Here is a 25787-nt window from a genome sequence, read left to right on the forward strand (position 1 = left end):
GTCGGATGCGTACTCCCGTCGCGCCCCGCGGCGAGCACTTCCGTATAGTGGAATAAGTTTTCTACTATCTGGAAGTAATGTAGGCGGGTGGATGAAGACCGTCAAGAGGCGGACAACCGGGCATGCCCTGGAGGACGATGAGCCCATGTCCGAGAGCGTGTCGGTGCGCTGTCCGGTCTGCCGGCGCGAGCACCTCTACGCGGCGCCGTCCTACCCGTGCGAGTGCGGCGCCCCCGTCTGTCCCCCGCTGGACCGGCACGGCGTGCCCACGGCCGTCACCCACCCGGTGTGGGACGAGGCGTGGGTCGCCGTGGAGTGCGCGGTCTGCGGCCGCAAGGCCGAGTGGCCGCAGCCGGAGCTGGGCTGTGGCTGCGGGACGGTCCTGCGGATCGCGGTGGCCGGGGACGCCTGTCCGCGGGCGGAGCCGGACGCGGACGCCCCCGCTCCCCCGCGCCCCGCCTTTCAGCCGATCACGATCCGCACCGCGCGCGACGCGGTCACCGTCGCCGCGCTGTATCTGCGCTGGCTCGGCTACCAGGACATCCGGCGCGCGGACCAGCGGCCGCCGTCCGGCATCGGCCTCGCGGCCCGCGGGCTGCTGGCCCAGGTGGACCCGACCGTGCGGCCGGCCTCACCGCGGGACGTGGAGTGCCTGTGGCTGACGGCCATGACGGAGTCCGCGCGGTGCGTGTACTTCTCCCTGGCCGGCTACACCACCGAGGCCCGCACCAGCGCCGACGCCCTCGGCGTCCCCCTGTTCGTCCTGGACCTGACGGGCACGCCCCAGCCGGTGAACACCCTGGCGGACGAACTGGACGGGCCGTAGGCCGTCGGCGATTCGACCGACTGGGCAGCGCGGAGTCTGAAGGGGGCGGCGGCAGCGCCCTAGGCGGGACGGCCGGGGCCACCGCCTGGCGGAGGGCGTTCGGGGCGCAGGTCCCCCACGCTGGGTGCGCTTCCGGCTCGCGCACGCGGCAACCAAGTACGCCAGGGGGTCGGGGTGGACGCGGCCCGTCACGGTCCGCGATGACGCGCGGGCCGTCGTCGCCGACGCAACCGGTGACGGTCGCACCCCGCCCGGCCAGTCCAAGGCCACCGCCTGGCGAGCGGCGTTCGAGGCGCAGATCCCCCGGCCGGTGCACCCGGACCGCGCACCGCCCTACCGAGTACGGCTGCTTGCCGGCGAACCGGCCGCCGAGAAACTGTGCACCGGGCTACCGCCCGTACGTCTCCCGCAGTTCCACCTTGCGTACCTTCCCGGACACCGTCATCGGGAAGGCGTCGAGGATCTTCAGCCGGTTCGGGATCTTGTAGTGCGCCAGTCGCCCCTCGCAGAAGCCGCGCAGTTCCTCGAGGGTCGGCGGGTCCGCCGGGTCCCTCGGGATGACACAGGCGAGCACCTCCTCGCCGTAGCGCTCGTGAGGGACGCCGACCACCTGGACGTCCGCGATCTTCGGGTGGCCGTAGAGGAACTCCTCGATCTCGCGCGGGTAGATGTTCTCCCCGCCCCGGATGATCATGTCCTTGATGCGGCCGACGATCTCGACGTACCCGTCCTCGCGCATCATCGCCAGGTCCCCGGTGTGCATCCAGCGTCCGGCGTCCACGGCCTCCGCCGTCTTCTCCGGCTCCTGCCAGTAGCCGAGCATCACGCTGTAACCCCGGGTGCACAACTCCCCCGATCTGCCCCGGGGTTGGGTCACCCCGGTCGCCGGGTCGACGACCTTGACCTCGAGGTGGGGCAGGACGCGGCCGACCGTGCCGGTGCGGTGCTCCAGGTCGTCGTCCCGGCGGGTCTGCAGGGACACCGGGGACGTCTCCGTCATGCCGTAGCAGATGGACACCTCCGCCATGTGCATCTCCGCGACCACCCGCTTCATCACCTCCACCGGACACGGCGAGCCCGCCATGATGCCGGTGCGCAGGGAGGAGAGGTCGTACGTCGCGAAGTCGGGGAGGTTCAACTCCGCGATGAACATGGTCGGCACCCCGTAGAGCGAGGTGCAGCGCTCCTGTTGGACCGCCCGCAGCGTCGCCGCCGGCTCGAAGGACGGGGCCGGGATCACCATGCAGGCGCCGTGCGAGGTCGCCGCCAGGTTGCCCATCACCATGCCGAAGCAGTGGTAGAAGGGCACCGGGATGCAGATCCGGTCCTGCTCGCTGTAGGAGATCAACTCTCCTACGAAGTAGCCGTTGTTGAGGATGTTGTGGTGGGAGAGGGTCGCCCCCTTGGGGAAGCCCGTCGTACCCGAGGTGTACTGGATGTTGATCGGGTCGTCGCAGGACAGTTCCGGGTACGCCGCCGCGCGGTCGCCGCGGCCCAGCAACTTCCCCCAGCTCGGGTCGCCGATGTACACGACCTCCCGCAACTCCCGGCACCTGCCGCGCACTTCGTCGACCATCGCCCGGTAGTCACTGCTCTTGTGACCGAGCGAGGCGAAGAGCAGAGAGATCCCCGCCTGGTTGAGGACGTACTCGACCTCGTGGGTGCGGTACGCCGGGTTGATGTTCACCATGATCGCGCCGATGCGGGCGGTGGCGTACTGGACGAGCACCCACTCGGGGCAGTTGACCGCCCAGATGCCGACCCGGTCCCCCTTGGCGATCCCGGACGCGAGCAGCGCGGACGCCAACTCCTCGACGTCGGCGCCGAATTGCGCGTACGTCCAACGCCGTCCGGACGGCACGTCGACGAGTGCCTCCCGGTCGGGCCAGGTCGCCACCGCCCGGTCCAGGTTGGCCCCGATCGTGTCGCCGAGAAGTGCGGTGTCGCTGGTGCCGTGCGTGTACGAGTTCACTGGAAGTCCTCCTCGCGGTACTCCGCGTCCGAGCCCGCCGCCGTGGCCTCACGCAGCTCGATCCGCCGGATCTTGCCCGAGACCGTCTTGGGCAGCTCCCCGAACTCCAGGCGCCGGATCCGCTTGTACGGCGCCAGTGTCTGCCGGGAGTGTTCGAAGAGCACCTTGGCCGTGTCGGGCCCGGGCTCCCAGCCCTCCGCCAGCACGACGTACGCCTTCGGGACCGCGAGCCGCAGTTCGTCCGGCGCGGGCACGACGGCCGCCTCGGCCACCGCCTCGTGCTCCAGGAGCGCGCTCTCCAGCTCGAAGGGGCTGATCTTGTAGTCGGAGGCCTTGAAGACGTCGTCGCTGCGCCCGATGTAGGTCAGGTAGCCCTCGTCGTCCCTCGACGCCACGTCGCCGGTCCGGTAGTAACCGCCGGCCATCGCCTCCGCCGTACGGTCCGGGTCCCCGTGGTAGCCGGTCATCAGGCCGACCGGCCGGGCCGACAGGTCCAGGGCGATCTCGCCCTCGGCCGCGCCGGGCGCGCCGGAGACCGGGTCGAGGAGCTCCACCTTGTAGCCGGGGCTCGGGCGGCCCATGGAGCCGGTCTTCAGCACCTGCCCGGGACTGTTGGAGACCTGCACGGCCGTCTCGGTCTGGCCGAAGCCGTCCCGGATGGTGATGCCCCAGGCCCGCCGGACCTGCTCGATGACCTCGGGGTTCAGGGGCTCACCGGCCGCGACCACCTCCCGCGGCGGTGTGCGCAGCTGGGTGAGGTCGGCCTGGATGAGCATGCGCCACACGGTCGGCGGGGCGCAGAAGGTCGTGACCCCGGCCCGGTCCATCTCCGACATCAGCCGGGCCGCGTCGAAGCGCGTGTAGTTGTGGATGAAGACGGTCGCCTCCGCGTTCCACGGCGCGAACAGGTTGGACCAGGCGTGCTTGGCCCAGCCGGGCGAGGAGATGTTGAGGTGCACGTCACCGGGCTGGAGACCGATCCAGTACATGGTCGCCAGGTGCCCGATCGGATACGACGTGTGCGTGTGCTCGACCAGCTTGGGGCGGGCCGTCGTCCCGGAGGTGAAGTACAGCATCAGCGGGTCGTCGGCGAGGGTCGGGCCGTCGGGCAGGAACTCCTCGGAGGTGGTGTACGCGTCCTCGTACGGCTGCCAGCCCTCCGGTACGCCACCGACGGCGATGCGCGTGTAGTCGCCGGGCACCTCGTCGAACTTGGCGGCGTCCTCGGCCCGCACCAGGACGTGCCGCACCCGGCCGCGCTCGACGCGGTCGCGCAGGTCGGCGGGGCCGAGCAGCGGGGTCGCCGGGATGACGACGGCACGCAGCTTCATGGCGGCCAGGGCCGTCTCCCACAGCTCGGCCTGGTTGCCCAGCATGACGAGGATCCGGTCCTCGGCCTCCACCCCGCGCTCCCGCAGCAGGTTGGCGACCCGGTCGGACCGTTCGGCCAGCTCGGCGAAGGACAGGCGGATCTCGCTGCCGTCCTCCTCGACGATGTGCAGGGCGGTGCGGTCGTTGCCCCGCGCGATGACGTCGAACCAGTCGAGCGCCCAGTTGAAGTGTCGCGGGCGGGGCCAGGCGAAGCCCTCGTACGCCGTGGCGTAGTCCTCGCGGTGCTGCAGCAGGAAGTCCCGCGCCCCGCGGAAATCCTCCGTGGCCGTCATCTTGGTGTCCTCCTCGTACCGGACCATTGCCGGGCGGCTCTCTGCCATCGTGTAATCCGTGATGCAGGTCTCACTACCCCCGAACGGGGGTGTGTGCCGCGGTGAAGGGACGAACAGGTGACAGTGGACGCGGTCGGGGCGGTGGAGATCCGGCGTGCGCTCGTACGGCTGCGGCGCACCACGGGCCTCCCGGTCGCCTTCGGCGGTCTGGTCGAGTCGGGGCGCCCGCAGATACGGATCAGCGAGCTGAGCGGTACGGCCACCACCTCGCTCCTCGCCCTCGCGGTGACCTCGGGCAACGGCCTCGGCGGCAGGACCGTCGCACTGGCCCGGCCGTGCGCCGTGGCGGACTACTCGCTGTCCCGGCAGATCAGCCACGAGTACGACGCCGCCGTCGCCGCGGAGGGCCTGCGCTCGGTGCTGGCCGTGCCGGTGGTCGTACGGCGCCGGGTGCGGGGCGTGCTCTACGGCGCACTGCGGGACGCCCGGCCGCTGGGTGACCGCACGCTGACCGCCGCGGTGGACGCGGCCCAGGACGTGGAGCAGGCGCTGGTCGTCGGCGACGAGGCACGGGACGTGCTGGTGGCGGCGCGGGCCGAGCCCGGCCACGATGACGCCTCCGGGTGGGAGCAGGTCCGGGAGGCTCACCTGGCGCTGCGGGCGCTGGCCCCGCGGATCACCGATCCCGCGCTGCGCGCCGAGCTGCTCGACGCCTGCGCGCTCCTGACCACCGGTTCCGGGCCCTCGAAGGGGGTCTCACTGACCCCGCGTGAGCTGGACGTCGTGGCCTGTGTGGCGGCCGGGGCGACGAACGCGGTGGCGGCGGAGAGGCTGGGCGTGAGTGCCGAGACGGTCAAGGCGTATCTGCGGTCGGCCATGCGCAAGCTCGGGGCCAGGACCCGTGGCGAGGCGGTGGTCGCCGCACGCCGGTCGGGACTGCTCCCGTGACAACCCGGCCGCTCCCGTAACATTCGTAGACATCTCATTCATTCGCGGGCGGTTTGAATTTCTCCATACGGAACGGGTTGTTATCTCCCTCACCACATCTTCCCGCCGAATTTCAGAGCAGCTTGCCTAATATTGGCCAGGACACGACACAGGGAGGGAAGCGGTGACCGTGCCACGCGACTTCCAGGAGCCTGCGAGATGTCGCCCCGACCTGGTCATCGGCCGGGACGAGCTGTTCGTCCAGGCCCGTGAGCAGCTGACCCGCGGTGGCAGCGTGCTGCTGCACGGCCCGGCCGGAATAGGCAAGTCCACCGTGCTGCGGGCCCTGGCCACGGAATACGGCGAAACGACCCACACCGTGTTGCGCTGCTCGGCCACCGAGTCGGAATCCCACCTCCCCTTCCTGGCCCTGGCCGACCTCTTCGGCCTGGTCCTCGACGACATCTCCGACAAGCTGCCCGCCGCGCAGCGCACCGCGCTCGAATCGGCGCTGACCGGCCGCGGCGAGTCCACCCTGCAGCGCGACGGCCTCGCCCTGCGCCTGGCCGTGCTGTCGGCGCTGCGCGCGCTGGCCGCCGAGGGGCCGGTCCTGGTCGTCGCCGACGACATGCAGTGGCTGGATCCGGCGAGCCTGGAACTGCTCGGCTTCGCCGCCCGCAGGCTCGGCGACATCCCGGTACGGATGCTGTGCGCGGTCCGGACCGACGGCCCGGAGTACGACCGTCATCTACGCGCGTTGCCCCCGGACAGTCTCGCCGTCCGCTTCAACCCGCTCACCCGCGCCCAGGTGTCCGCGCTGCTCGACCACCGCGGCTACACCGGCCTCCAGCGCTCCACCGTCCGGGACATCCACCGCACCAGCGGCGGCAACCCGTTCTACGCCCTGGAACTCGGCCGTGCCCTCAGCGAGAACCCGACCCCGCCCCGCCCCGGCGATCCCCTTCCCGTGCCCACCTCCCTCCGGGCCCTGGTGCTCAGCCGCCTGCAGATGCTCTCCGAGGAGGCCCGGCGCACCCTCCTGGTGGCGAGCGCGGGTGCCCGGCCCACCCCGGCCCTGCTGCACGCGGCCGGCCGCGGGGACGCCGAGGCGGAGATGGCCCAGGCGGCCGCACTGGGCCTGCTCGCGACGGAGGCCGAGGGTCCCGCCGTACGCTTCGCGCATCCGCTGATCTCGGCCGCGCTGTACGCGGAGGCGCCCGCGCAGGAACGGCGGGACGCGCACCGGGCGCTGTCCACGGCCGCCTCCGACCCGATCGAACGGGCCCGCCACCTGGCCCTCGCGACCATCGGCACCGACCCGGAGGTGGCCGCCCGGCTCGCCGAGGCCGCGGCCCTGGCCCGGGACCGGGGCGCCCCCTCGATGGCCGCCTCCCTCGGGCTGCTGTCGGCCCGGCACACCCCGGCCGACAGCGTGCCCGCTCCCGACGTACGGCGGCTCACGGCGGCCGAGGACGCGATCACCGCCGGCGAGCTGGACCTCGCCCGGGACATCGCCCGGGACGTGCTCACCCGGGCCACCGTGCCCGCGGACCGGGTACGGGCCTGGATCACCGTGATCGACACCGCGGGCCACGCCATGACGGAGGTCGACGCGGTCTTCCCGCAGGCGCTGGCCGACGCGGGCGACGACCCCGAACTGCTCGCCCTGATCCGCTACCAGCTGGCCTGGCGGGCGCTGCTCGTCGAGGGCGACTTCGACGAGGCCCGCGGGGAGGCCGCGCGCTCGGCGGCGCTGGCCGCGCGGGCCGGCGACCGCTACAACGAACTGATGGCGCTGTCATTCCAGGCCCAGCTGGAGACCCTCATGGGCCATCCGGACGCCCCCGCGACCATCAAGCGCGCCCTGAAGGAGCCCCAGGACCCGCGGGTGGCCTGCCACCACAACGGCGCCGGATACTCCCGTTTCCGCTGGCTCATCATGAGCGACCAGCTGCCCGAGGCCCGCGCGACGGTCACCGCGCTGCTGCGCGAGGTGCGGCGGCGCGGTTCGGTCGAGAGCGAGGTGCACTTCCTGCGCGGGGTGGCCGAGACCGAGCTGCGCTCCGGGCACTGCGGCCGGGCGCTCGACCTGGCGCGGGAGAGCCTGATGATGGCCCGGGACACCGGGATCGGCGAGGTGGCCTCGGCCGTGCTCGCCTCGCTCGCGGAGGCCTCGGGCGGCCAGGTCGAGCGGGCGCTGGAACTGGCCCGGGAGGCGGTCGACCACGCCGAGGAGAACGGCGACCAGATGTACGAGTCCCGGGGCCTGGCCGCCCTCGGGTACGCGCAGCTCGTCGCCGGGGACGCGCAGGGCGCGGTGCGTTCGCTGCGCCGGGTGCGCGAGCTGGAGCACGGCCTCGGCATCACGGACCCGGCGCGCGGTCGCTGGCAGGGCGACCTCGCCGAGGCCCTCGTACGCATCGGGGAGACCGGCGAGGCGCAGGACGTCATCGACGTGACGCGGGTGAACGCGCTCCGGCTGGGCCGGGAGAGCGTGCTCGCCGTCCTGGACCGGGCCGAGGCCCTGGTGCGGGCGGCGCGGGGTGAAGTCGACGCGGCGCTGGTGCAGTTGACGTCGGTACAGGACCGTCTCGCCAAGCTGGGGTACGGCCTGGAGGAGGCCCGCGCCGCCTTCGCGCTGGCCCAGTTGCGCACCCGACGGCCCGGCCCGACGTCGTACGACGAGGCGGCCCGGCTCTTCAGGCGCTGCCGGGCGCTGCCGTGGCTGCGGCAGGTGGAGGCGGCCGCGCTGGCCCGGCCGGCCGAGCCGGAGCCCGCGCATTCCGCCGCGCCGGACGGGCTGGACAACCTCGAAGGGCTCGCCTCGATGGAGCGTCAGGTGGCGGCGCTGGTGATGGAGGGCGCCACCAACCGGGAGATAGCCGCGCGGCTGTTCATCAGTGTGAAGACGGTCGAGGCGACGCTCACGAGGGTCTACCGCAAGCTCGGGATCCGCTCCCGGGTGGACATCGTCCGGCTGGCGGCGGGCCGCCGACCGTAGCCGAGGGGCCGTCAGAACGGCTTCCCCAGGGGGCCGACCGAGGGTTTTCCCTGCCCAACTCCCTTAGGGGCTTCCCTCATTGGGAAGGGGAACTTCCGCGTTCTAGCTTATGAACGTGCCGCTCGCCCGGGCATACGGGGGTCGGTCCCGCGACCCCCGTGTACACCCCCACACCCGCGCGCCCCCCCCACCGGCAACCCTGAGGAGACTCACTGATGTTCGGTCTCACCCGTGCGAAGAGAACCGGCGCCGCCGCTCTGGCGACCGCCGCTGCCGCCGCCACCGCGTTGCTCGGCGCCCCCACCGCCGTCGCCGCCCCTGAGCCCATCGTCGGCGGTACGACGACGACCACGACGGCGTACCCGTTCATGATGCAGATCACGGACGCCTCGCAGAACCAGTTCTGCGGCGGCACCCTGGTCTCCGCGACCAAGGTCGTCACCGCGGCCCACTGCATGGTCGGCGAGACCACCAGCAGCGTGCGGGTCGTCGGCGGCCGCACCTACCTCAGCGGCACCAACGGCACGGTCAGCCGGGTCAGCAAGATCTGGATCAACCCGGACTACACGGACGCGAGCAACGGCGACGACGTGGCCGTACTGACCCTGTCGACGTCGATGCCGTACACCACGGCGTCCTACGTCTCCTCGTCCCAGACCAGCGTGTACGCGGCCGGCACCACGGCCCGCATCGTCGGCTGGGGCACCACCTCGGAGAGCGGGAGCTCCTCCAACCAGCTGCGGACCGCGACCGTGCCGATCGTGTCCGACTCCAGCTGCAAGAGCTCCTACGGTTCGTCCTACGTGGCGAGCGACATGGTTTGCGCCGGATACACATCCGGCGGCGTAGACACCTGCCAGGGCGACAGCGGCGGTCCCCTGCTCATCGGGGGCGTCCTGGCAGGGATCACTTCTTGGGGAGAGGGCTGCGCGGAGGCCGGATACCCGGGTGTCTACACCCGGCTGACCACCTTCTCCAGCCTCGTGAGCGCACAGGTCAACTCATAGGTCCCCAGAGGTTCTCCTGAGCATTCCTCAGGTGAGAGACCGGGGGCGTTGCGGGCCACCACGAGCGGCCCGCAGCGCCCCCTATCCATGGGTGCGGTCCGTGTTTGAACGACCGCCATGGCGTCAACGGACCGTGTCCTCTGCTCGTCGTGGCGGTCGCGGTCGGGATCGGTTCCTTGGTGGAGCGGTCGGTGGCGGTCTGTCCGTCGGCGATCACCTCCCGGTCCGCGGGGCCCGCGCGCGGCGACTCGCGGACCGTGCTCGACGGCACCATCGTCGGTGTCACCAACGAGGACTCGGCGGGCCACGTACCGGCGTAGACGCTGCTGCTCGGCCTGGTGCCGATCACCATCGGCCTGGTCACCGACACCCTGTGGGGCCTGACGGCGTAGGCCGCCGCGCCTGGTTCTCCCGATCCGACCGTCGGCTCTCGATGATCGGCGGCGCGGGCGGGTTCACGATGATCGGGCTGGGCTTGACGGTGGCGGTGGCGGTGACGGGGCGGGCCGACTGAGGATCACGGGATCACGGTCCCGAACCGGATGTCGTACGGCGTCCCCGGGTGCAGCGTGGCGAGCATGCGCTCCCCCTCCGCCGTGAGGTCCGCGCGCTGGGCCTTGGTGAGGCTGCCGAAGGGCTCGATGACGAGGGCGTCGCGCTCCAGCTTCCACACCCCGGCCAGGAAGCCGTCGACCAGGAACGTGCAGTACACCAGGTTCCCCACCCAGCTGCGGCCCCAATACTCGGGCGGCACCACCCGGCTTCGGTCGGCGTGGGAGAGGAGCAGGTTGTCGAACTCGGGGAGGAAGCGGGGCGGGGCGGGAGTGTCGGCGTCGGGGCGCGGGGCGTCGGGGAGGTCGAAGAGCTCGACTCCCTTCTCGTCGCGGAAGGTGAGCAGCCGCGGACGCAGCCGCTCGAAGGTCTCGCGCAGGCGGGTCAGGCCGGCCCAGGTCTGCATGTCCTTGACGGAGGCGGGGCCGAAGGCGGCGAGGTAGCGCAGGACGACGTCCTCCGGCGCGGGGGCGGGTTCGGCGGGGCGGCCCAGCCAGTGCTCGGCCGTGGTGAGCGCGACCTGGCCGCTCCTGCCCCACAGCCCGCGCGGGGTGACCTGGACGAGGGGGAGCTTGCAGCGGGCGGCGATGGCGAGGGCCTGCGGATCGGCGTCCGGCCACTCGGCGACCAGGACCTCGCGCAGCTGCTTCATGGTGCGCGGCTCGGTCTCGACGAGCTCCCGGGCGAGGACGGCGAGGCGGTCGAGGTCGACGCCGTCGAGACCCTTGCGGAAGTGGGTGAGTTCGCGGTCCCGGGCGGGCTGCACGAGCGGCCGCAGGGTGAGGCAGTCCTCCGCGGTGTGGGTGTGGATGGTCGAGCGCATGGTGACGATCCGGACGACCTCGCGGTCGGCCATCAGCTCCGAGAGCGCCTCGGGGGTGAACCCGTCGAGGCGGGCGGCGAGCGCGTAGTACGGCGGCTTGACGTTCTGGGCCTGGAGGCCGAGGAGGTGCCCCACGGCGGCCTTCGCGGACAGGCCGGACCGGCGCAGGAGCAGCTGTCGGTCGAGGGTTGCGCGGTTGAGGGCGCGGGTGCCGAGCGCGGGGGCCGACGTGGTCGTCTTCGTCATGGGAAACACGCTAGGGGTGCTTGCGGACAGCCTCTGTCCGCAACTCTCACCGTGTCCCCGCACAGCCCTCCCCAGGATGTCATTTGCCCCGTATACCCTGCTCCGTGATCCCGCCGACATCGGCTCGGCCCGAGAGCGAGAGGCAGCCACGATGTCCGAGCGACGCGCTCGCCCCGCCGCGAAGAGCTCCACCGCCAAGGGTTCCGCCGGCTCCGCCGCCAAGGGCTCCGGGAAGTCCGCCTGGCGCCGCGCCCTGACCCCGCCTTCCGCGCCTCCGGAGACTCAGGCACCCGGGGGCGAGGGATCCGCCTCCGAGACGGCGGAGCCGCCGAGCATCGTCCAGGCGGCCCTCTACCGGGACGGCGTGCGCGTGTCCTCCCCCGCGACGCTCGCGGACACCTTCCGCGAACTGCGCGAACAGCCCTCCGGCATGGCCTGGATCGGCCTGGCCCGCCCCACGGAGCACGAACTCCTCTCCCTGGCCGAGGAGTTCGACCTGCACCCCCTGTCCGTCGAGGACGCGATGGAGGCCCACCAGCGCCCCAAGCTGGAGCGCTACGGCGACACGCTCTTCGTCGTCCTGCGGGCGGCCCGCTATCTGGACGCCCCCGAGGAGGTCGACTTCGGAGAACTGCACGTGTTCGTGGGCCCGGACTTCGTGATCACGGTCCGGCACGGGGCGGCGCCCGACCTGTCGGCGGTGCGCGCCCGCATGGAGAAGACACCCGAGCTGCTGAAGCTGGGGCCCGAGGCCGTGCTCTACGCCATCCTGGACGCGGTGGTCGACGGCTACGCCCCGGTCGTCGCGGGCGTCCAGAACGACATCGACGAGATCGAGACGGAGGTCTTCCGCGGCGACCCGGAGGTCTCCCGCCGCATCTACGAACTCTCCCGCGAGATGGTCGAGTTCCAGCGCGCCACCCGCCCCCTCGTCGGTATGCTGCACGCCCTGATGGCCGGCTTCACGAAGTACGGCACGGACGAGGAACTGCAACGCTACCTCCGGGACGTCGCCGACCACGTCACCCACACCAGCGAACGAGTCGACGGCTTCCGCCAGGCCCTCGCCGACATCCTCACGGTCAACGCGACCCTCGTCACCCAGCAACAGAACGCGGAGATGCGGGCGTTGGCGGAGGCGGGGTTCGAACAGAACGAGGAGATCAAGAAGATCTCCTCGTGGGCGGCGATCCTGTTCGCTCCGACGCTGGTCGGGACGGTCTACGGAATGAACTTCGACCACATGCCGGAGCTGGGCTGGAGCTTCGGATACCCCTTCGCGATCGGCTTGATGGGGGTGGTCTGCGTGAGTCTGTACGTGATCTTCAAGAGACGGGACTGGCTCTGAGCGACAGCTCACACAGTCAGTGGAGACCATGACAGGGCAGTACGCCACTGGTCGTCGGCGCGTGCCCAACTCTTCACGACATCGGCGGCCAGGTCATGCCCGTGCATGGCATAGGGGGCGGGGATGCGGGCCTGGTAATGGGCGTGTGGACCGCCGTCGCGGTACTCGACGAGGCAGCTGTGGTCGTCCTCCAGGTACACCTGGATGTAGTGCTGCCCGGGATCAGGTGAGTCGGCCCGCTCGACGATCAGGAAGCGGTGGACGAGGTTGAGCTCGCTGAGGAGGTCGTACAGCGTGTCCGCAGCGGGGTCGTCCCAGGTGTCACCGTTCCACGCCTTCGCCCGAATCCTGGTCACGCAACCTCGCCGGCGTGAACGACGGACTGTTCGGCGAGGCCGAGCAGCTCCTCGCCGGTGATACCGCGGTCACCGGCCGCGGTGTGCAGGGTGAGGCCGGCCGCGGGGTCGGCTTCGGCCTTGAAAATCTCGCCGAGGCGGTTCTCCCACTCGACCCAGCTGCCGGGGGCACCCTCCAGCAGGGACAGTTCGTTCAGCAGGACGGGCAGGGGGGCGATGCCGCGGTCGGGGCCAGTGCTGTGGCTCAGGGTGCGGGTGTTGGCGTAGCGCATCCGCAGGAAGGGGACGCGCTCGCGGTCGAGCTTGGTCGGCTGGAGCGCCAGGCGGAACAGGTGGATGGCCTCTTCCTCCGTCTCCGTCCCGGAGAACTCGCAGCGGTAGCCGGGGAAGAGGGTCCAGGTGGCCTTGTGGAGGTCGGCGTCGTCCTGGGCGTGGTTGTCGTGGACGCCGGGGCCGACGGCCGCGATGGTGTCGAACTCCCAGCCGGGGCAGGTGAATCCGCCCAGAGCCACCAGCGGCCGGCCACTGTCGGTGATGTCCGTGCTGTGCTTGCGTGCGAAGGCCAGCACGGCCTGTGCCAGGTTCGCGTCGTAGCGGCCCATGACCCGCATCTCCAGCAGGTGCTCGTGGTCCGGGGTGAGGACGGCGTCGAAGTGGAAAATCATGCGGGACCAGTGCCAGGCGTCGGGCAGGCCTTCGATGGGGGCGGCTCCGGGCTGGGCGGCCACCTTCGACGTCATGTCCATCGTCTGGCTCTCTTCCTGTCGCTCACTGTCGTGCTTCTGAGTGTGTCTGCTGCCGGAGCGGGTCAGGAGCAGGAGTAGTTGGGTCCGGTGTCCTGCCGGTACGTCGCCGTCATCCGTCCGCCGCCCGCAGAGTTCTGGCTGCGGGTCATGGGCACCAGGTTATTCGTGTCGTTGTAGTAGTCGTTGCGGGTACCGCGGTCGGTGTTGTATCCGGTCTGGTTCCAGTGCTGGACGACCGGGTGCACGTGCTCGTAGGTCAGCTGGTCGCTGGGGACCGGGTTGCCGTTGGAGTCGAACCAGTTCAGCTGGTCCCGGGGGATGCGCTGACCCGCGCTGGGGTGCCCGGTCGGGTAGACGGGGACGCCACCCTGCATCTGGCCCTCCACGGTCCACTGCGAGGCCATGGCGTCGTGGGTGGACTGCCGGTAACTGCTGGGGTACTCGGTGTCGCGGTTGTGCTGGATGATCGGCGCGTTGGGATCACGCATCCACTGGCCGTTCGGGCCGTGGATGGCGGGCATGAGGCCGAGCGGGTCGGCGATCGTGAACGGGTTGTCGACGTAGGCGTAGTCGTTGGGGGCCGCGGCCAGACCGAGGGGGTCGTGGCTGAGGTAGCGGGCGGTTTCCGGGTCGTAGTGCCGGAAGTAGTTGTAGTGCCAGCCGGTCTCCTCGTCGGCGTACTGGCCGGGAAAGCGCAGCGGGCAGTCGGTGGCACCGGTGGCCGGGCTGTCCGGGGCAGCGGGCAGGGGCAGCCCCCACACGGTCGTGCGGCCGCGCCAGGCGATGGTGCCGTCCGGGGTGACGAGTTCGGTGGGCGCGCCGGACAGGTCGGTGACGACGGCGTGGAAACGGGGGTCGGCTGCGGGGTGCCGGTCGAGTTGGGTGAGCGGGCGGTGGGTGCCGGAGTGGTAGTCCCAGGTGGTCGTACTTCCGGCCAGGGTGGTCTGTTCGGACAGCCGGGTGCCGTCCCAGGCGAAAAGGGTCTCCTCTGCCACCCGCCCGTCCGTGTCGAGCCGCCGCTTGGCGGTACGTCGGCCTGCTGCGTCGTACTCGTAGACCCAGCGGGCGCCGTCGGCGGTCGTGGTGCCGGTCAGGTGGTCGTCGCTGTCCCAGGTGTAGGTGTGAGTCTTGGTCTGGCCGTTGAGGAGCCGGGTGCGGCGGCGGACCAGGCGCCCGTTGCCGTCGTATTCGCACGTTGTACGGCCGAAGCGGCGCAGCCGGTTGCCGTCGTATTCGCCGGTGGTGGCGTCCGGGTCGGTGCCGGGTCGGGCGGCGCGGGTGAGGTTGCCGGCGGGGTCGTAGGCGTACGACTCGCTCCAGCCGGTGCCGTGGACGGCGGTGACCCGCCCGGCGGGGGTGAGGTCGAAGCGGCGGCTGCTGCCGGTCAGGTCCTGGATCTCGGTCAGGAATCCGTCCGGGCGGTAGCTGTAGCGCCGGTGCTCCAGCAGCTGCTCGCCGTGGGACAGCTGCTGGGCGCCGAGGCGGCCGTTGGTGTCCCAGTCGTGGGTGAGGCTGAGGCCTGGCCCCAGGCCCCGCAGGATCTCGCGGCCGGTGGCGTCGAAGGTGAAGTCGATCCGGTGGCCCTCGGTGTCCAGGGCGGTGGGTCGGCCCGTGGCGTCATAGCTCCAGGTGGAGACGGTGCCTGACGGGGTGCGGCGCTCGATGCGGCGGCCCAGGAGGTCGTACGCCCAGGTGGTGGTGCGGCCGTTGATGGTCTCGGACAGCTTGCGGCCCAGCAGGTCGTAGGTGTGCTCCACGGTGGTGGTGGCGTTGGTCGAGCGCAGCAGGGTGCCGGAGAGGTCGTAGGCGAAGGTGCTGACGCCGTCGGCGCGGTGCTCCTCAACGGGGCGGCCCAGGACGTCCCGCACGTAGGTCGTCGTCTCGCCGGCGCCGTTGGTGCGGGCGGCGAGCGCGCCGGTCGGGTCGGGGCGGTAGGTCAGGGTACGGCCCGCGAAGTCACGCTCGCGGACCAGGCGTCCGGCTGCGTCGTACGTGTACTCCCAGACGCGGCCGCCCGGGGCCGTGACACCGATGAGGCGCAGTTCGCTGTCGTGGTGGAAGGTGTGACGGACGCCGTCGGGGGTGGTGCGGGAGGCGGGGAGGTGGAAGTGGGTGAAGGTGAAGCGGGAGGTGTTCCCGGCCCGGTCGGTGGCGGCGACGAGGTTGCCCTCACCGTCCCATTCCCACATCTCCAGGGCGCCGTCGGCCAGTTCGCGCCAAGCGGGCCGGCCCTCCGTCGTCCAGCCGAACCTCTCGGTGCGGCCGTCGGCGTCGGTGAAGGTGCGCACGCGGCCGAAGGCGTCCCGCTCGACGGTGGTGGTGTGGCCGAGGGAATCGGTGAGCACCACGGGCAGGCCGGCCGCGTCGGCCTCGATCCGGCGGGTGTGGCCCAGGGCGTCGGTGATCGCGGTCGGCCTGCCCTGCTCGTCGTAGCCGTAGTGGGTGACGGCACCGGCCGGGTCGGTGGCCGAGAGCCGGTTACCCCGCTCGTCGTAGGTGTACCGCCAGGTGGCGCCGTCCTCCTCGGTGATCTCGACCGGCAGGCCGAGGTCGTTGTGGAGCGCGCACATGACGTGTCCGTCGGGGCGGACGACGGCGGTGGTGTTCCCGGCGTCGTCGTACTCGTAGCGAGTGGTACGGCCCAGGGCATCAGTGACGGCGGCAAGGCGCTCGGGGCCGTCCCACAGGCGGTGGACGGTGTTGCCCTCGGCGTCGGTCCAGCCGGTCAGCTGCCGGTGCTCGTCGTAGCGGTAGACGGTGGTGTGGCCGAGGGAATCGGTGTACCGGGTGGTGCGGCCGAGCAGGTCGTAGTCGAGGGTGCAGGAGAGGAAGCCGTCGGCGCCGGTGCCGCGGATGCAGCGGTCCGAACTGTCGTACTCCCAGCGGTACCAGCCGCCATTGCGGTCGGTGCGCTCGACGATGCGGCCGTTGCCGTCGTAGGTGAAGCGGGCGGCGTGGCCCAGGGCGTCGACGACTTCGACGAGGTCGCCGTGCACGTCGTACCCGTACCGGCGCAGTGCCGTGCCCTCGGGGCCGCCGTCCTCGGTGTCGAGCAGCCGCAGCGCGGTGATCCGGTTGTCGTCGGTGTCGACGGCGATCCGGTAGCCGCCGCTGTGCCAGACCTCGACGGGGGTGCCGGACTCGGTGCGGTCTATCTCCAGGCGGTGGCCGTTGCGGTCGGAGACCCCTGACAGCGGCAGGGTCATCCGGTGGGCGGCCGGGGTGCCGGGGGCGGGCGCCGGGATGGGAGCGAAGTGGAAGGTGTGACCGGTGGCCGGGTCCGTGATGTGGATCTCTCCACCCGGTGTGCCGTCCCAGGTCAACGGCCACCGGGGGCCGTGGGCCGGCAGGACCGGCTCGTCGGGGCGCGGAACCGGGTAGACCAGCAGCATGCCGTCGGCGGCGGCCAGGACGAGCCCGTCGCCATCGGCCTCCAGCCGCTGATCGAGCGTGGAGGCCCAGGAACGGCCGAACCACTGACCGCACCGGTACGACGACACGTGCGTGCGCTCGACGACCAGGGGCAGCAGACCGGGCAGACTCACGTCGGTCTCGGTGAGGATCATCTCGCCGGATATCAAGTCGATCGGGTCGCCGCCCTTGCAGCGACCGTTGGCCGGCTGTGCGGTCCCCAGCCCGTCACCGCCCGCCCCGTCCCGCAGCGGGCTCGACGAGTCGCCGCTGCGCCGGCCCGGTCCCGTCCCGGTCGAGGCCAGTGACGTGCCCGGGCCGGACTTGGGGGACCCCGCGCTGCTGTCGCCGCCCTTGCGCAGGCCGTCGAAGTGGTCGGCGAGACCGCGGTCGTTGTCCTGATGATTGCGGGCCATCTGCTTCAGGCCGCGCGTCATGCTGTCGTCGAGGTGCTTGGCGGACTTCTTGACGGCCTCCTCGATGCCGTCGATCACCTTGTCCAGCACGGCGTTCGCCGTATCGGCGATCGCGTCCTTGCCCTTCGTACGCCCGTAGTGGCCCTTGGCTCTGCTGATCCTGCCCCCGGCACGGTTACGGAAGACGCCCCCCGCGCTGGTCAGGCTGGTGGAAGCCCGCTCGTACTCATCGGGGTCGAAAGTGAACGAACCACTACCCGCCCCTCCACCACCGCCACCGCCACTGCCTCCGCCGGCGCTGGCCAGTTTCAGTTGCCCCTTGGTGGCGTCGGCCCCGTCGCCGAGACCGGTCTTGCCCGCCCGCGCGGTCTGGCTCAGGTCGACACCGTTCTGCACTCCCAGGGCGTTGCCGCCCAGTTGGACCACCAGGTCCCCGACCATGGCACCCAGCGCCTGTTCCACCGGGGCCAGCGCCAAGCCGACCACCTGTTCGGCGGCCTGCTCGGCGGCCTCCTTGAACAGGCGCTTCAGTATCAGCCGGGTTGCCTGGGTAGCCCCGAGTGCGCCCAACTCCGACAGCCCCAACGTCAGGGGCGCCGCGGCTTGGGCCGCGGCGACCTCCGCCGCGAGAATGCCCAGTTGGACCACGGCAGCGGCCTTGGCGCCCTCGATGACCACCGCCACCCCGTCCAGCGCGGTCGCCGCCAGCCGGCCGCACTCGGCCAGGTTCTCCAGATGCTTGCCGCGGATCTTCCCCCAATGGGCATCGAGCGCCTCCGCGGCCAACGAGCCGCCGGAAGAGGCGACCAGCGCCTGGATCCCCTGATGGGCGGTCGCTGTGCCGTCCTTGATGTCGTCAGCGAACTCCCGCATGGCATCTGCCATCTGCCGGTAGTCGTCCTCGTCCACATTCGGCCAGGACACGCCGATCAGGTCCAGCAGCTCATCCGCCCATCCGGGCAGCACTATTCCCATGCCTGTGACTCCCCCGTCAACTCACCATCAGCAACGGCCACTTGCTTGCCATGAGACACAAGCAGAATAAAGGTTCCGGATTCGAATGTGTTTGCTGGCGACGTGATGGATGTGGAGCGGCCTTGGCTTGGACTCCGTGCAGCAAGCACAGCGAAAACCGTGATCCCGCGACAGACCGGCACCGGAACCCGCGCAGGTGGTTGCTGGTGAGGCGCGATGGAACGCCGTCGTCCTACCTGCTCGGCGGGGAGGTCGTCGGGGTGGACTGGACGGCGTAGCTGTCGACGAGGGAGAAGGCCGCCACGTAGCGGTGCGCCGTGTAGGCGGACCGGCTCACCGCGAAGGTCGACAGAGGGTGCCATGCGAGGTAGATGGTTCCGTCAGCCGCGGACTTGTCCAGGGTGCCGTTCATTTGGATGTCGCCGGTGTCCGCTCTGGGCGTGCATGGAAGCTCCGCCACGGACACGCGCAGCCGGACGCCGAGCCCGCCGTGCGCAAGCTCCTGCTGTGTGGCTGGGCCGTACGTCGTGGACAGGCAAATCGGCTGCGAACCCGGGGGCTCGGTGCTTCCCCGCTGCGACACGGCCGGGGACGGGTCACCGCCGGCCTGGCTCATCCATGTCGCCATCCCGGTCAGCGTGTGCGGCAACTGACCCGAGCCCACCCACTTCTGCTCGGCCAGCACGGCGTCGAGTTGGTGGAGGCGCGTGCTGATGTCCCCGTCAAACGCGAGGTAGCGGACGCTACTGCGCACGCAGTTGATCGGTGCCCAGCGCGCGGCCCCCATGAACGGGTTCTGGTCCTCGGTCTGGCAGGAGTCCGCCACCGATGTGCCGAGCGGAATGGCCCACGACAACGCCGACGTCAGGTTCGTCAGGCTCGCGGAACTCCTCCGCGCCGCGTCCACGGCGGCGGTCCGGGTGGCAGCGGAGTGTGTGAAGGCGCCGACATCGGGCGGCGTGCGATCCAAACTACGGTGGATCTGCCACAGCATGCAGAGCGCCAGTAAGCACACCACGCCCACCGCGACCAGCACGGTGATCACGCAGCAGCGTGCCCGCGGCCCCGCCCGGCCGCGTCCCTCCATCGGATGGTCCATGTCTGCATGGTCGCGGCCCGGCACTGAATTCGGGACAACGGACCAGTCTCCTCGTGGTCTCGCCGACCGGTACGGCCCCAGAATGCGGCGATCCTGTTCGCACCGACGCTGGTCGGGACGATCTACGGCATGAACTTCGACCACAGGTTCTCAGAAGGGGGTCATCAACGACCGTGGAGTCGATAGCGGTAGCGGCCGCGCCGGAAGCGCTGGCATGGCAAGGCGACGAGCTGGTCTCCGGATGCGGTCGGCGCTGGAGCCGCGACGGGGTGGAGCGCAAGCGGAAGGTGGCCTTCGAATGGAGCTTTCCGTTCGATGCCGGGATCACCTCGGTCTCAGGGCCGTACTCCGCGGTGTTCCAGGAACGCGGCACCGAGGGAGTGCTGCTCGAAGGAGAACAGTTCGTGCGGGAGCTGATCCGCAGCGACTACCAGGCCGAGAACTACGACTATCCGCTCGCCCTCGGCGCACTGGGTGACGGCCGCGAGGCCGTGGTGCACTGCCCCGACGAGTACAACGTGCTCGAGATCGAGGACGCGGCGAGCGGCGAGCGGCTGACCGCCGGCGGGCGTGAGCCGAGGGACGTCTTCCACTCCCGGTTGAGCCTGAGCCCGGACGGCCGGTACCTGCTCTCGGTCGGATGGGTCTGGCATCCCTTCGGAACCGCCATGGTCTACGACACGGCGCTCGCGCTCACCGACCCCGGCACTCTGGACGGCGAGGGTCTGCTGCCGGCAGCGGCGGTCATGAAGGGCGAGGTGACGGCGGGCTGCTGGCTCGACGCCGATCGGCTGGTGCTGGCGACGGGGGCCGAAGGGGGGAGCGACGCAGAGGGGACCGCACTGCCGGCCCGCCACCTCGGTGTGTGGTCGGTGTCCGAGGGACGGTGGCTCCACCGCAACCCGGTCGCCGATGCCGAGCCGGGGGTCCTGCTCCTGCCCCGTGGCGATCACGTGATCTCCCTTCTCGGCCACCCACGCCTGCTCGACACGGCCACCGGGCGCCTCGTCGCGGAATGGCCCGAGGTCGGCGTATCCGTCAAGACCACATGCTTCGGCGTCACCCACATCCCCACTCCCGTGGCCGCCCTCCACCCCGACGGCACCCGGCTGGCCATCGCGCAGACAGAGAGCATCGTCCTCATCACGCTCCCGTGATCCAGCTCTGCTCTCGCAGCCACCGTGCCCGGCGCCTACGCAGGTCCCGCCGGTCCGGTGGCGACCGCTCCACGGGCCCGGGAGACCGGGGTCACAGTCTCGTTGCGGGCAAGGTCACAGCCGTGCCCCCTGCTGCTCCTTTGGGGGTCTGGCCTAGCATCCGAGCATGACGGTCCTGCCTGACGACGGGCTCTCGCTGGCCGCCGAGTTCCCTGACGCGAACCTTGATCAGTGGCACAGCCTGGTGGCGGGTGTCCTGCGCAAGTCGGGCAAGGAAGTCTCCGGCGCGGCAGCGGAGGACGCCCTGTCCACCGCGCTCGAGGACGGGCTGCGCACCCGCCCCCTCTACACGGCGCACGACACCGCGCCCGACCCCGGCGTTCCCGGATTCGCGCCCTTCGTGCGCGGCTCCCGCCCCGAGGGGAACACCACCGGCGGCTGGGACGTACGGCAGCGGCACGCCGTCGCCGACAACAGCGCGGTCCTCACGGACCTGGAGAACGGTGTCAGCTCGCTGTGGCTGGTGGCGGGCGAGGGCGGTATCCCGGTCGGGTCGCTCGGTGCGGTCCTCGACGGCGTCCACCTCGACCTGGCCCCCGTCGTCCTCGACGCGGGCGGACAGTTCCAGGCCGCCGCAGAGGAGTTGCTGCGGCTCCACGGCGAGCGCGGCACCGACGGCAAGGCCATGCGCGGCAACCTTGGCGCCGACCCGCTGGGCCACGAGGCCCGTACCGGCGAGGAGTTGGACTTCGCCCGGGTCGTCCCGCTTGCGCGGCGGTGTGCCGAGGAGTACCCGGGGCTGCGGGCGCTGACCGTGGACGCGCTGCCGTACCACGAGGCCGGCGGTTCGGCCGCGCAGGAGCTGGGCGCCTCGATCGCCACCGGGGTCGCCTATCTGCGGGCGCTGACCGAGGCCGGGCTGAGTGTCGAACAGGCCTGCGCACAGCTGGAGTTCCGGTACGCGGCGACGGCCGACCAGTTCCTGACGATCGCCAAGCTGCGGGCCGCGCGCCGGCTGTGGGCGCGGGTCGCCGAGGTGTGCGGGGCGCCCGGCGCCGGTGCGCAGGCGCAGCACGCCGTGGTGTCGCCGGTGATGATGACCCGCCGCGACCCATGGGTGAACATGCTGCGCGCGACGATCGCCACCCTGGCCGCCGGGGTCGGCGGCGCGGAGGCCGTCACCGTGCTGCCCTTCGACCACGCGCTCGGTCTGCCGGACGCTTTCGCCCGCCGCATCGCACGCAACACCTCGGCGATCCTGGTCGAGGAGTCGCACCTGTCCCGGGTGATCGACCCGGCCGGCGGCTCCTGGTACGTGGAGCGGCTGACCGACGAACTCGCCGAGGCCGCCTGGCGGTTCTTCCGGACGATCGAACGCGACGGCGGCCAGGCGGCCGTCCTGCGCTCCGGCCGGATCCGCACCGACCTCGCGACGACGTGGGCGCAGCGCTCCAAGAAGCTCGCCACCCGCCGCGAACCCATCACCGGAGTCAGCGAGTTCCCGCACCTCGGGGAGAAGCCCGTGCAGCGCGCGCCCGCGCCCGAGCCGCGGACCGGCGGCCTGCCCCGGGTGCGGCGCGACGAGGCGTACGAGGAGCTGCGCGCCCGTTCCGACGCGCACCTCGCGGCGACCGGGTCCCGGCCCCGGGTCTTCCTGGCCGCGATCGGCCCCGCCGCCGCCCACACCGCGCGCCTGACCTTCGCCGCCAACCTCTTCCAGGCCGGTGGCGTCGAGCCCGTCACTCAGGGCACCTTCGAGGAGAGCGGCGCCACCGAGGTCTGCCTGTGCTCCAGCGACGCGCTGTACGTGGAGCGGGCCGAGGACGTCGCAGGGACCCTGAAGGCTGAAGGCGCCCGGCACGTGTTCCTCGCCGGGCGGCCCGGGCAGTACGCGGGCGTGGACTCCTACGTCTTCGCGGGCTGCGACGCCGTCGCCGTGCTCACCGCCACCCTCGACCGCATGGGAGTGTCCTGATGACCGCCCCCGCCGGCCCTTCCATCCCCGACTTCACCGGGATCGAGCTGGGGGCCCCGGCCCCGGGCGGCGGTGCCGACGAGTGGCGTACGGCCGTGAAGGGCGCCACTCAGGGCGCCGAGCCCCTCTGGGAGACACCGGAGGGCATCGAGGTCAAGCCGCTCTACACCGGCGCCGACCTGGAGGGCCTGGACTTCCTGGAGACGTACCCGGGTGTGGCGCCGTACCTGCGCGGCCCGTACCCGACGATGTACGTCAACCAGCCCTGGACGATCCGCCAGTACGCGGGCTTCTCCACCGCCGAGGAGTCCAACGCCTTCTACCGGCGCAACCTCGCGGCCGGCCAGAAGGGCCTGTCGGTCGCCTTCGACCTGCCCACGCACCGCGGTTACGACAGTGACCACCCGCGCGTGACCGGTGACGTCGGCATGGCGGGCGTGGCCATCGACTCGATCTACGACATGCGGCAGTTGTTCGACGGCATCCCGCTGGACGAGATGTCCGTGTCGATGACGATGAACGGCGCCGTGCTGCCGGTGCTGGCGCTGTACATCGTCGCCGCGGAGGAACAGGGCGTACCGCCCGAGAAGCTGGCCGGGACCATCCAGAACGACATCCTCAAGGAGTTCATGGTCCGCAACACCTACATCTATCCGCCGAAGCCGTCGATGCGGATCATCTCCGACATCTTCGCCTACACCTCGCAGCGGATGCCCCGCTACAACTCCATCTCCATCTCCGGGTACCACATCCAGGAGGCCGGTGCGACAGCCGACCTGGAGCTGGCGTACACCCTCGCGGACGGTGTGGAGTACCTCCGGGCGGGCCGTGAAGTCGGCCTGGACGTGGACGCCTTCGCGCCCCGGCTCTCCTTCTTCTGGGCGATCGGCATGAACTTCTTCATGGAGATCGCCAAACTGCGGGCGGCCCGCCTGCTGTGGGCCAAGCTGGTGAAGCAGTTCGACCCGCAGAACCCCAAGTCCCTTTCCCTGCGCACCCATTCGCAGACCTCGGGCTGGTCGCTGACCGCGCAGGACGTCTTCAACAACGTCACGCGTACCTGTGTGGAGGCGATGGCGGCGACGCAGGGCCACACGCAGTCGCTGCACACCAACGCCCTCGACGAGGCACTGGCGTTGCCCACCGACTTCTCGGCGCGCATCGCCCGCAACACCCAGCTGCTGATCCAGCAGGAGTCGGGCACCACCCGGGTCATCGACCCGTGGGGCGGCAGCGCGTACGTCGAGAGGCTGACGTACGACCTGGCCCGCAAGGCGTGGCAGCACATCCAGGAGGTCGAGGCGGCCGGTGGTATGGCCAAGGCGATCGACGCCGGTATCCCGAAGCTGCGTATCGAGGAGGCCGCGGCCCGCACCCAGGCCCGTATCGACTCCGGCCGCCAGCCCGTCATCGGCGTCAACAAGTACCGCGTCGAGACCGACGAGGCGATCGACGTCCTGAAGGTCGACAACTCCTCCGTACGGACCCAGCAGATCGAGAAGCTGCGGCGGCTGCGCGCCGAGCGCGACGAGACCGCCTGCCGGGACGCGCTGGACGCGCTGACCCGGGCGGCCGACGGCGAGGGCAACCTGCTGGAGCTGGCCGTGCACGCGGCCCGCGCGAAGGCCACCGTCGGTGAGATCTCCGACGCCCTGGAGAAGGTGTACGGCCGGCACGCCAGCCAGATCCGTACGATCTCCGGCGTGTACCGCAACGAAGCAGGGGAGTCCCCGTCCGTGGACCGCACCCGTGCCCTGGTGGACGCCTTCGAGGAGGCCGAGGGGCGCCGGCCGCGCATCCTGGTGGCCAAGATGGGCCAGGACGGCCACGACCGCGGCCAGAAGGTCATCGCCACCGCCTTCGCCGACCTCGGCTTCGACGTGGACGTCGGCCCCCTGTTCCAGACCCCGGGCGAGGTGGCCCGCCAGGCCGTCGAGGCCGACGTGCACATCGTCGGCGTCTCGTCGCTGGCGGCCGGTCACCTCACCCTCGTACCGGCGCTGCGCGAGCAGCTCGCCGAGGAGGGCCGGGAGGACATCATGATCGTGGTGGGCGGGGTGATCCCGCCGCAGGACGTGCCGACCCTCCTGGAGATGGGCGCGGCGGCCGTCTTCCCGCCGGGGACGGTGATTCCGGACGCGGCCCACGACCTGGTGGAGCGTCTTTCGGCCGACCTCGGGCACGGGCAGTGATCGATCTCGACGCGTATGTGAAGGGTGTCCTCGACGGCAAGCGGGCGATCGTGGCCCGTGCCATCACGCTCGTCGAGTCCACCCACCCCCGGCACCGCTCCCTTGCCCAGGAGTTGCTCACCGAGCTGCTCCCGCACAGCGGCCGGGCGCGGCGGATCGGGGTCAGCGGGGTGCCGGGCGTGGGGAAGTCGACGTTCATCGACGCGTTCGGCACCATGCTCACCTCACTGGGGCACCGGGTGGCCGTGCTCGCCGTGGACCCGTCCTCCACCCGTACCGGCGGCTCGATCCTGGGTGACAAGACCCGGATGGAACGGCTGGCGGTCGACCCGGCCGCCTTCGTACGGCCCTCCCCCAGCGCCGGCACGCTCGGCGGGGTGGCGAAGGCGACCCGGGAGTCGATGGTCGTGATGGAGGCCGCCGGCTACGACGTGATCCTGGTCGAGACCGTCGGCGTCGGACAGTCGGAGACGGCCGTCGCCGACATGGTCGACTCCTTCCTGCTGCTGAGCCTGGCCCGCACCGGCGACCAGCTCCAGGGCATCAAGAAGGGTGTCCTGGAACTCGCCGACGTGATCGCGGTCAACAAGGCGGACGGCCCGCACGAACGGGACGCTCGCGCGGCCGCGCGTGAACTGGCGGGCGCGCTGCGGCTCATGCACGGCAAGGACGCCTTCTGGACTCCCCCGGTGCTCAGTTGCAGCGCCCGCGAGGCGACCGGCCTGGACGTGGTGTGGGAGCGGCTCGAACAGCACCGCACACTCCTCGACGCCACCGGGCGGCTCACCGCCAAGCGCCGGGACCAGCAGGTCGGTTGGGCCTGGACGATGGTCCGGGACGAGCTCCTCGGCCGTCTGCACTCCCACCCGGCCGTACGGTCCCTCGCCCCGGACCTCGAACAGCAGGTGAGGGAAGGCCGGTTGACGGCGACGCTGGCCGCCGAGCGGATCCTCGAGGCGTTCGGCGACACGACGACGAGGGACTGACCCCGCCGCGGGTGAGCGCCCCGTTCATCCTTTCGGTTGAACGGGGATTCCATCCTCGGCCGGACCGTCGATCCGTACGGACGACGCGGTGGCGCACGAGCCCGCAGC

Annotated in this window: 16 protein-coding genes and 1 pseudogene; 10 read left to right on the forward strand and 7 right to left on the reverse strand. The window is 71.3% G+C overall.

Annotated features, from left to right (window positions below; all coding sequences use genetic code 11):
• Positions 1 to 145: 145 nt before the first annotated feature.
• Positions 146 to 826 (forward strand): hypothetical protein, encoded by a 681-nt coding sequence (locus ACZ39I_RS29055; RefSeq protein ID WP_467247651.1) that lies wholly within the window; start codon positions 146 to 148, stop codon positions 824 to 826.
• A gap of 388 nt (positions 827 to 1214) precedes the next feature.
• On the opposite strand, the gene ACZ39I_RS29060 is transcribed toward ACZ39I_RS29055, so the two are convergent.
• Together ACZ39I_RS29060 and ACZ39I_RS29065 are read right to left on the reverse strand one after the other, a co-directional pair.
• Entirely contained in the window at positions 1215 to 2798 is a 1584-nt protein-coding gene (locus tag ACZ39I_RS29060) for an AMP-binding protein (RefSeq protein ID WP_467247653.1), read from the reverse strand.
• Positions 2795 to 4462, reverse strand: coding sequence for an AMP-binding protein (locus tag ACZ39I_RS29065; RefSeq protein WP_467248071.1), 1668 nt, complete (start codon positions 4460 to 4462; stop codon positions 2795 to 2797). The genes ACZ39I_RS29060 and ACZ39I_RS29065 overlap by 4 nt, the downstream gene beginning before the upstream one ends.
• A 117-nt stretch (positions 4463 to 4579) precedes the next feature.
• Between ACZ39I_RS29065 and ACZ39I_RS29070 the strand changes: the two genes are divergently transcribed.
• The 4 genes and pseudogenes from ACZ39I_RS29070 to ACZ39I_RS29085 all read left to right on the forward strand — a co-directional run.
• A complete protein-coding gene (locus ACZ39I_RS29070) occupies positions 4580 to 5410 on the forward strand; it encodes a helix-turn-helix transcriptional regulator (protein WP_467247654.1) in 831 nt (276 codons plus the stop codon).
• Between the two features lie 163 nt (positions 5411 to 5573).
• Positions 5574 to 8390 (forward strand): helix-turn-helix transcriptional regulator, encoded by a 2817-nt coding sequence (locus tag ACZ39I_RS29075; RefSeq protein WP_467247656.1) that lies wholly within the window; start codon positions 5574 to 5576, stop codon positions 8388 to 8390.
• Positions 8391 to 8605: 215 nt separating this feature from the next.
• Positions 8606 to 9397 carry a S1 family peptidase gene (locus tag ACZ39I_RS29080; protein ID WP_467247658.1) on the forward strand — a complete coding sequence of 264 codons (792 nt, stop codon included), beginning with the start codon at positions 8606 to 8608 and terminating at the stop codon, positions 9395 to 9397.
• A gap of 140 nt (positions 9398 to 9537) precedes the next feature.
• Positions 9538 to 9911: pseudogene (locus ACZ39I_RS29085) on the forward strand (LysE family translocator); the annotation flags it as partial.
• A gap of 3 nt (positions 9912 to 9914) precedes the next feature.
• Here the strand turns inward: ACZ39I_RS29085 and ACZ39I_RS29090 are convergent.
• Positions 9915 to 11018, reverse strand: coding sequence for a winged helix DNA-binding domain-containing protein (locus ACZ39I_RS29090; RefSeq protein WP_467247660.1), 1104 nt, complete (start codon positions 11016 to 11018; stop codon positions 9915 to 9917).
• 151 nt (positions 11019 to 11169) lie between these two features.
• Between ACZ39I_RS29090 and ACZ39I_RS29095 the strand changes: the two genes are divergently transcribed.
• Entirely contained in the window at positions 11170 to 12366 is a 1197-nt protein-coding gene (locus ACZ39I_RS29095) for a magnesium and cobalt transport protein CorA (RefSeq protein WP_467247662.1), read from the forward strand.
• Positions 12367 to 12374: 8 nt separating this feature from the next.
• Here the strand turns inward: ACZ39I_RS29095 and ACZ39I_RS29100 are convergent, their stop codons facing one another.
• From ACZ39I_RS29100 to ACZ39I_RS29115, 4 genes are all read right to left on the reverse strand, one after another.
• Entirely contained in the window at positions 12375 to 12722 is a 348-nt protein-coding gene (locus tag ACZ39I_RS29100) for a hypothetical protein (protein WP_467247663.1), read from the reverse strand.
• Positions 12719 to 13468: a hypothetical protein gene (locus ACZ39I_RS29105; RefSeq protein WP_467247664.1), complete on the reverse strand. Its 750-nt coding sequence runs from the start codon at positions 13466 to 13468 to the stop codon at positions 12719 to 12721. The genes ACZ39I_RS29100 and ACZ39I_RS29105 overlap by 4 nt, the downstream gene beginning before the upstream one ends.
• Positions 13469 to 13530: 62 nt before the next feature.
• Complete coding sequence (locus ACZ39I_RS29110; RefSeq protein WP_467247666.1) at positions 13531 to 18270, reverse strand: DUF6531 domain-containing protein; 4740 nt, start codon at positions 18268 to 18270, stop codon at positions 13531 to 13533.
• 232 nt (positions 18271 to 18502) lie between these two features.
• Positions 18503 to 19315, reverse strand: coding sequence for a hypothetical protein (locus tag ACZ39I_RS29115; protein ID WP_467247668.1), 813 nt, complete (start codon positions 19313 to 19315; stop codon positions 18503 to 18505).
• Between the two features lie 227 nt (positions 19316 to 19542).
• Between ACZ39I_RS29115 and ACZ39I_RS29120 the strand changes: the two genes are divergently transcribed.
• The 4 genes from ACZ39I_RS29120 to meaB all read left to right on the forward strand — a co-directional run bounded on the left by ACZ39I_RS29120 (position 19543) and on the right by meaB (position 25679).
• Positions 19543 to 20526 carry a hypothetical protein gene (locus tag ACZ39I_RS29120; RefSeq protein ID WP_467247670.1) on the forward strand — a complete coding sequence of 328 codons (984 nt, stop codon included), beginning with the start codon at positions 19543 to 19545 and terminating at the stop codon, positions 20524 to 20526.
• A gap of 166 nt (positions 20527 to 20692) precedes the next feature.
• The gene (locus ACZ39I_RS29125) at positions 20693 to 22501 is read left to right on the forward strand and encodes a methylmalonyl-CoA mutase family protein (RefSeq protein WP_467247672.1); all 1809 of its coding nucleotides are present in this window, start codon (positions 20693 to 20695) and stop codon (positions 22499 to 22501) included.
• The gene (gene scpA / locus ACZ39I_RS29130) at positions 22501 to 24693 is read left to right on the forward strand and encodes a methylmalonyl-CoA mutase (protein WP_467247673.1); all 2193 of its coding nucleotides are present in this window, start codon (positions 22501 to 22503) and stop codon (positions 24691 to 24693) included. Before ACZ39I_RS29125 ends, scpA begins: the two co-directional genes overlap by 1 nt.
• A complete protein-coding gene (gene meaB, locus ACZ39I_RS29135; RefSeq protein ID WP_467247674.1) occupies positions 24690 to 25679 on the forward strand; it encodes a methylmalonyl Co-A mutase-associated GTPase MeaB in 990 nt (329 codons plus the stop codon). The genes scpA and meaB overlap by 4 nt, the downstream gene beginning before the upstream one ends.
• The last annotated feature ends 108 nt before the right edge of the window (positions 25680 to 25787 follow it).

The sequence above is a fragment of the Streptomyces sp. NPDC024687 genome (genome assembly GCF_055559055.1).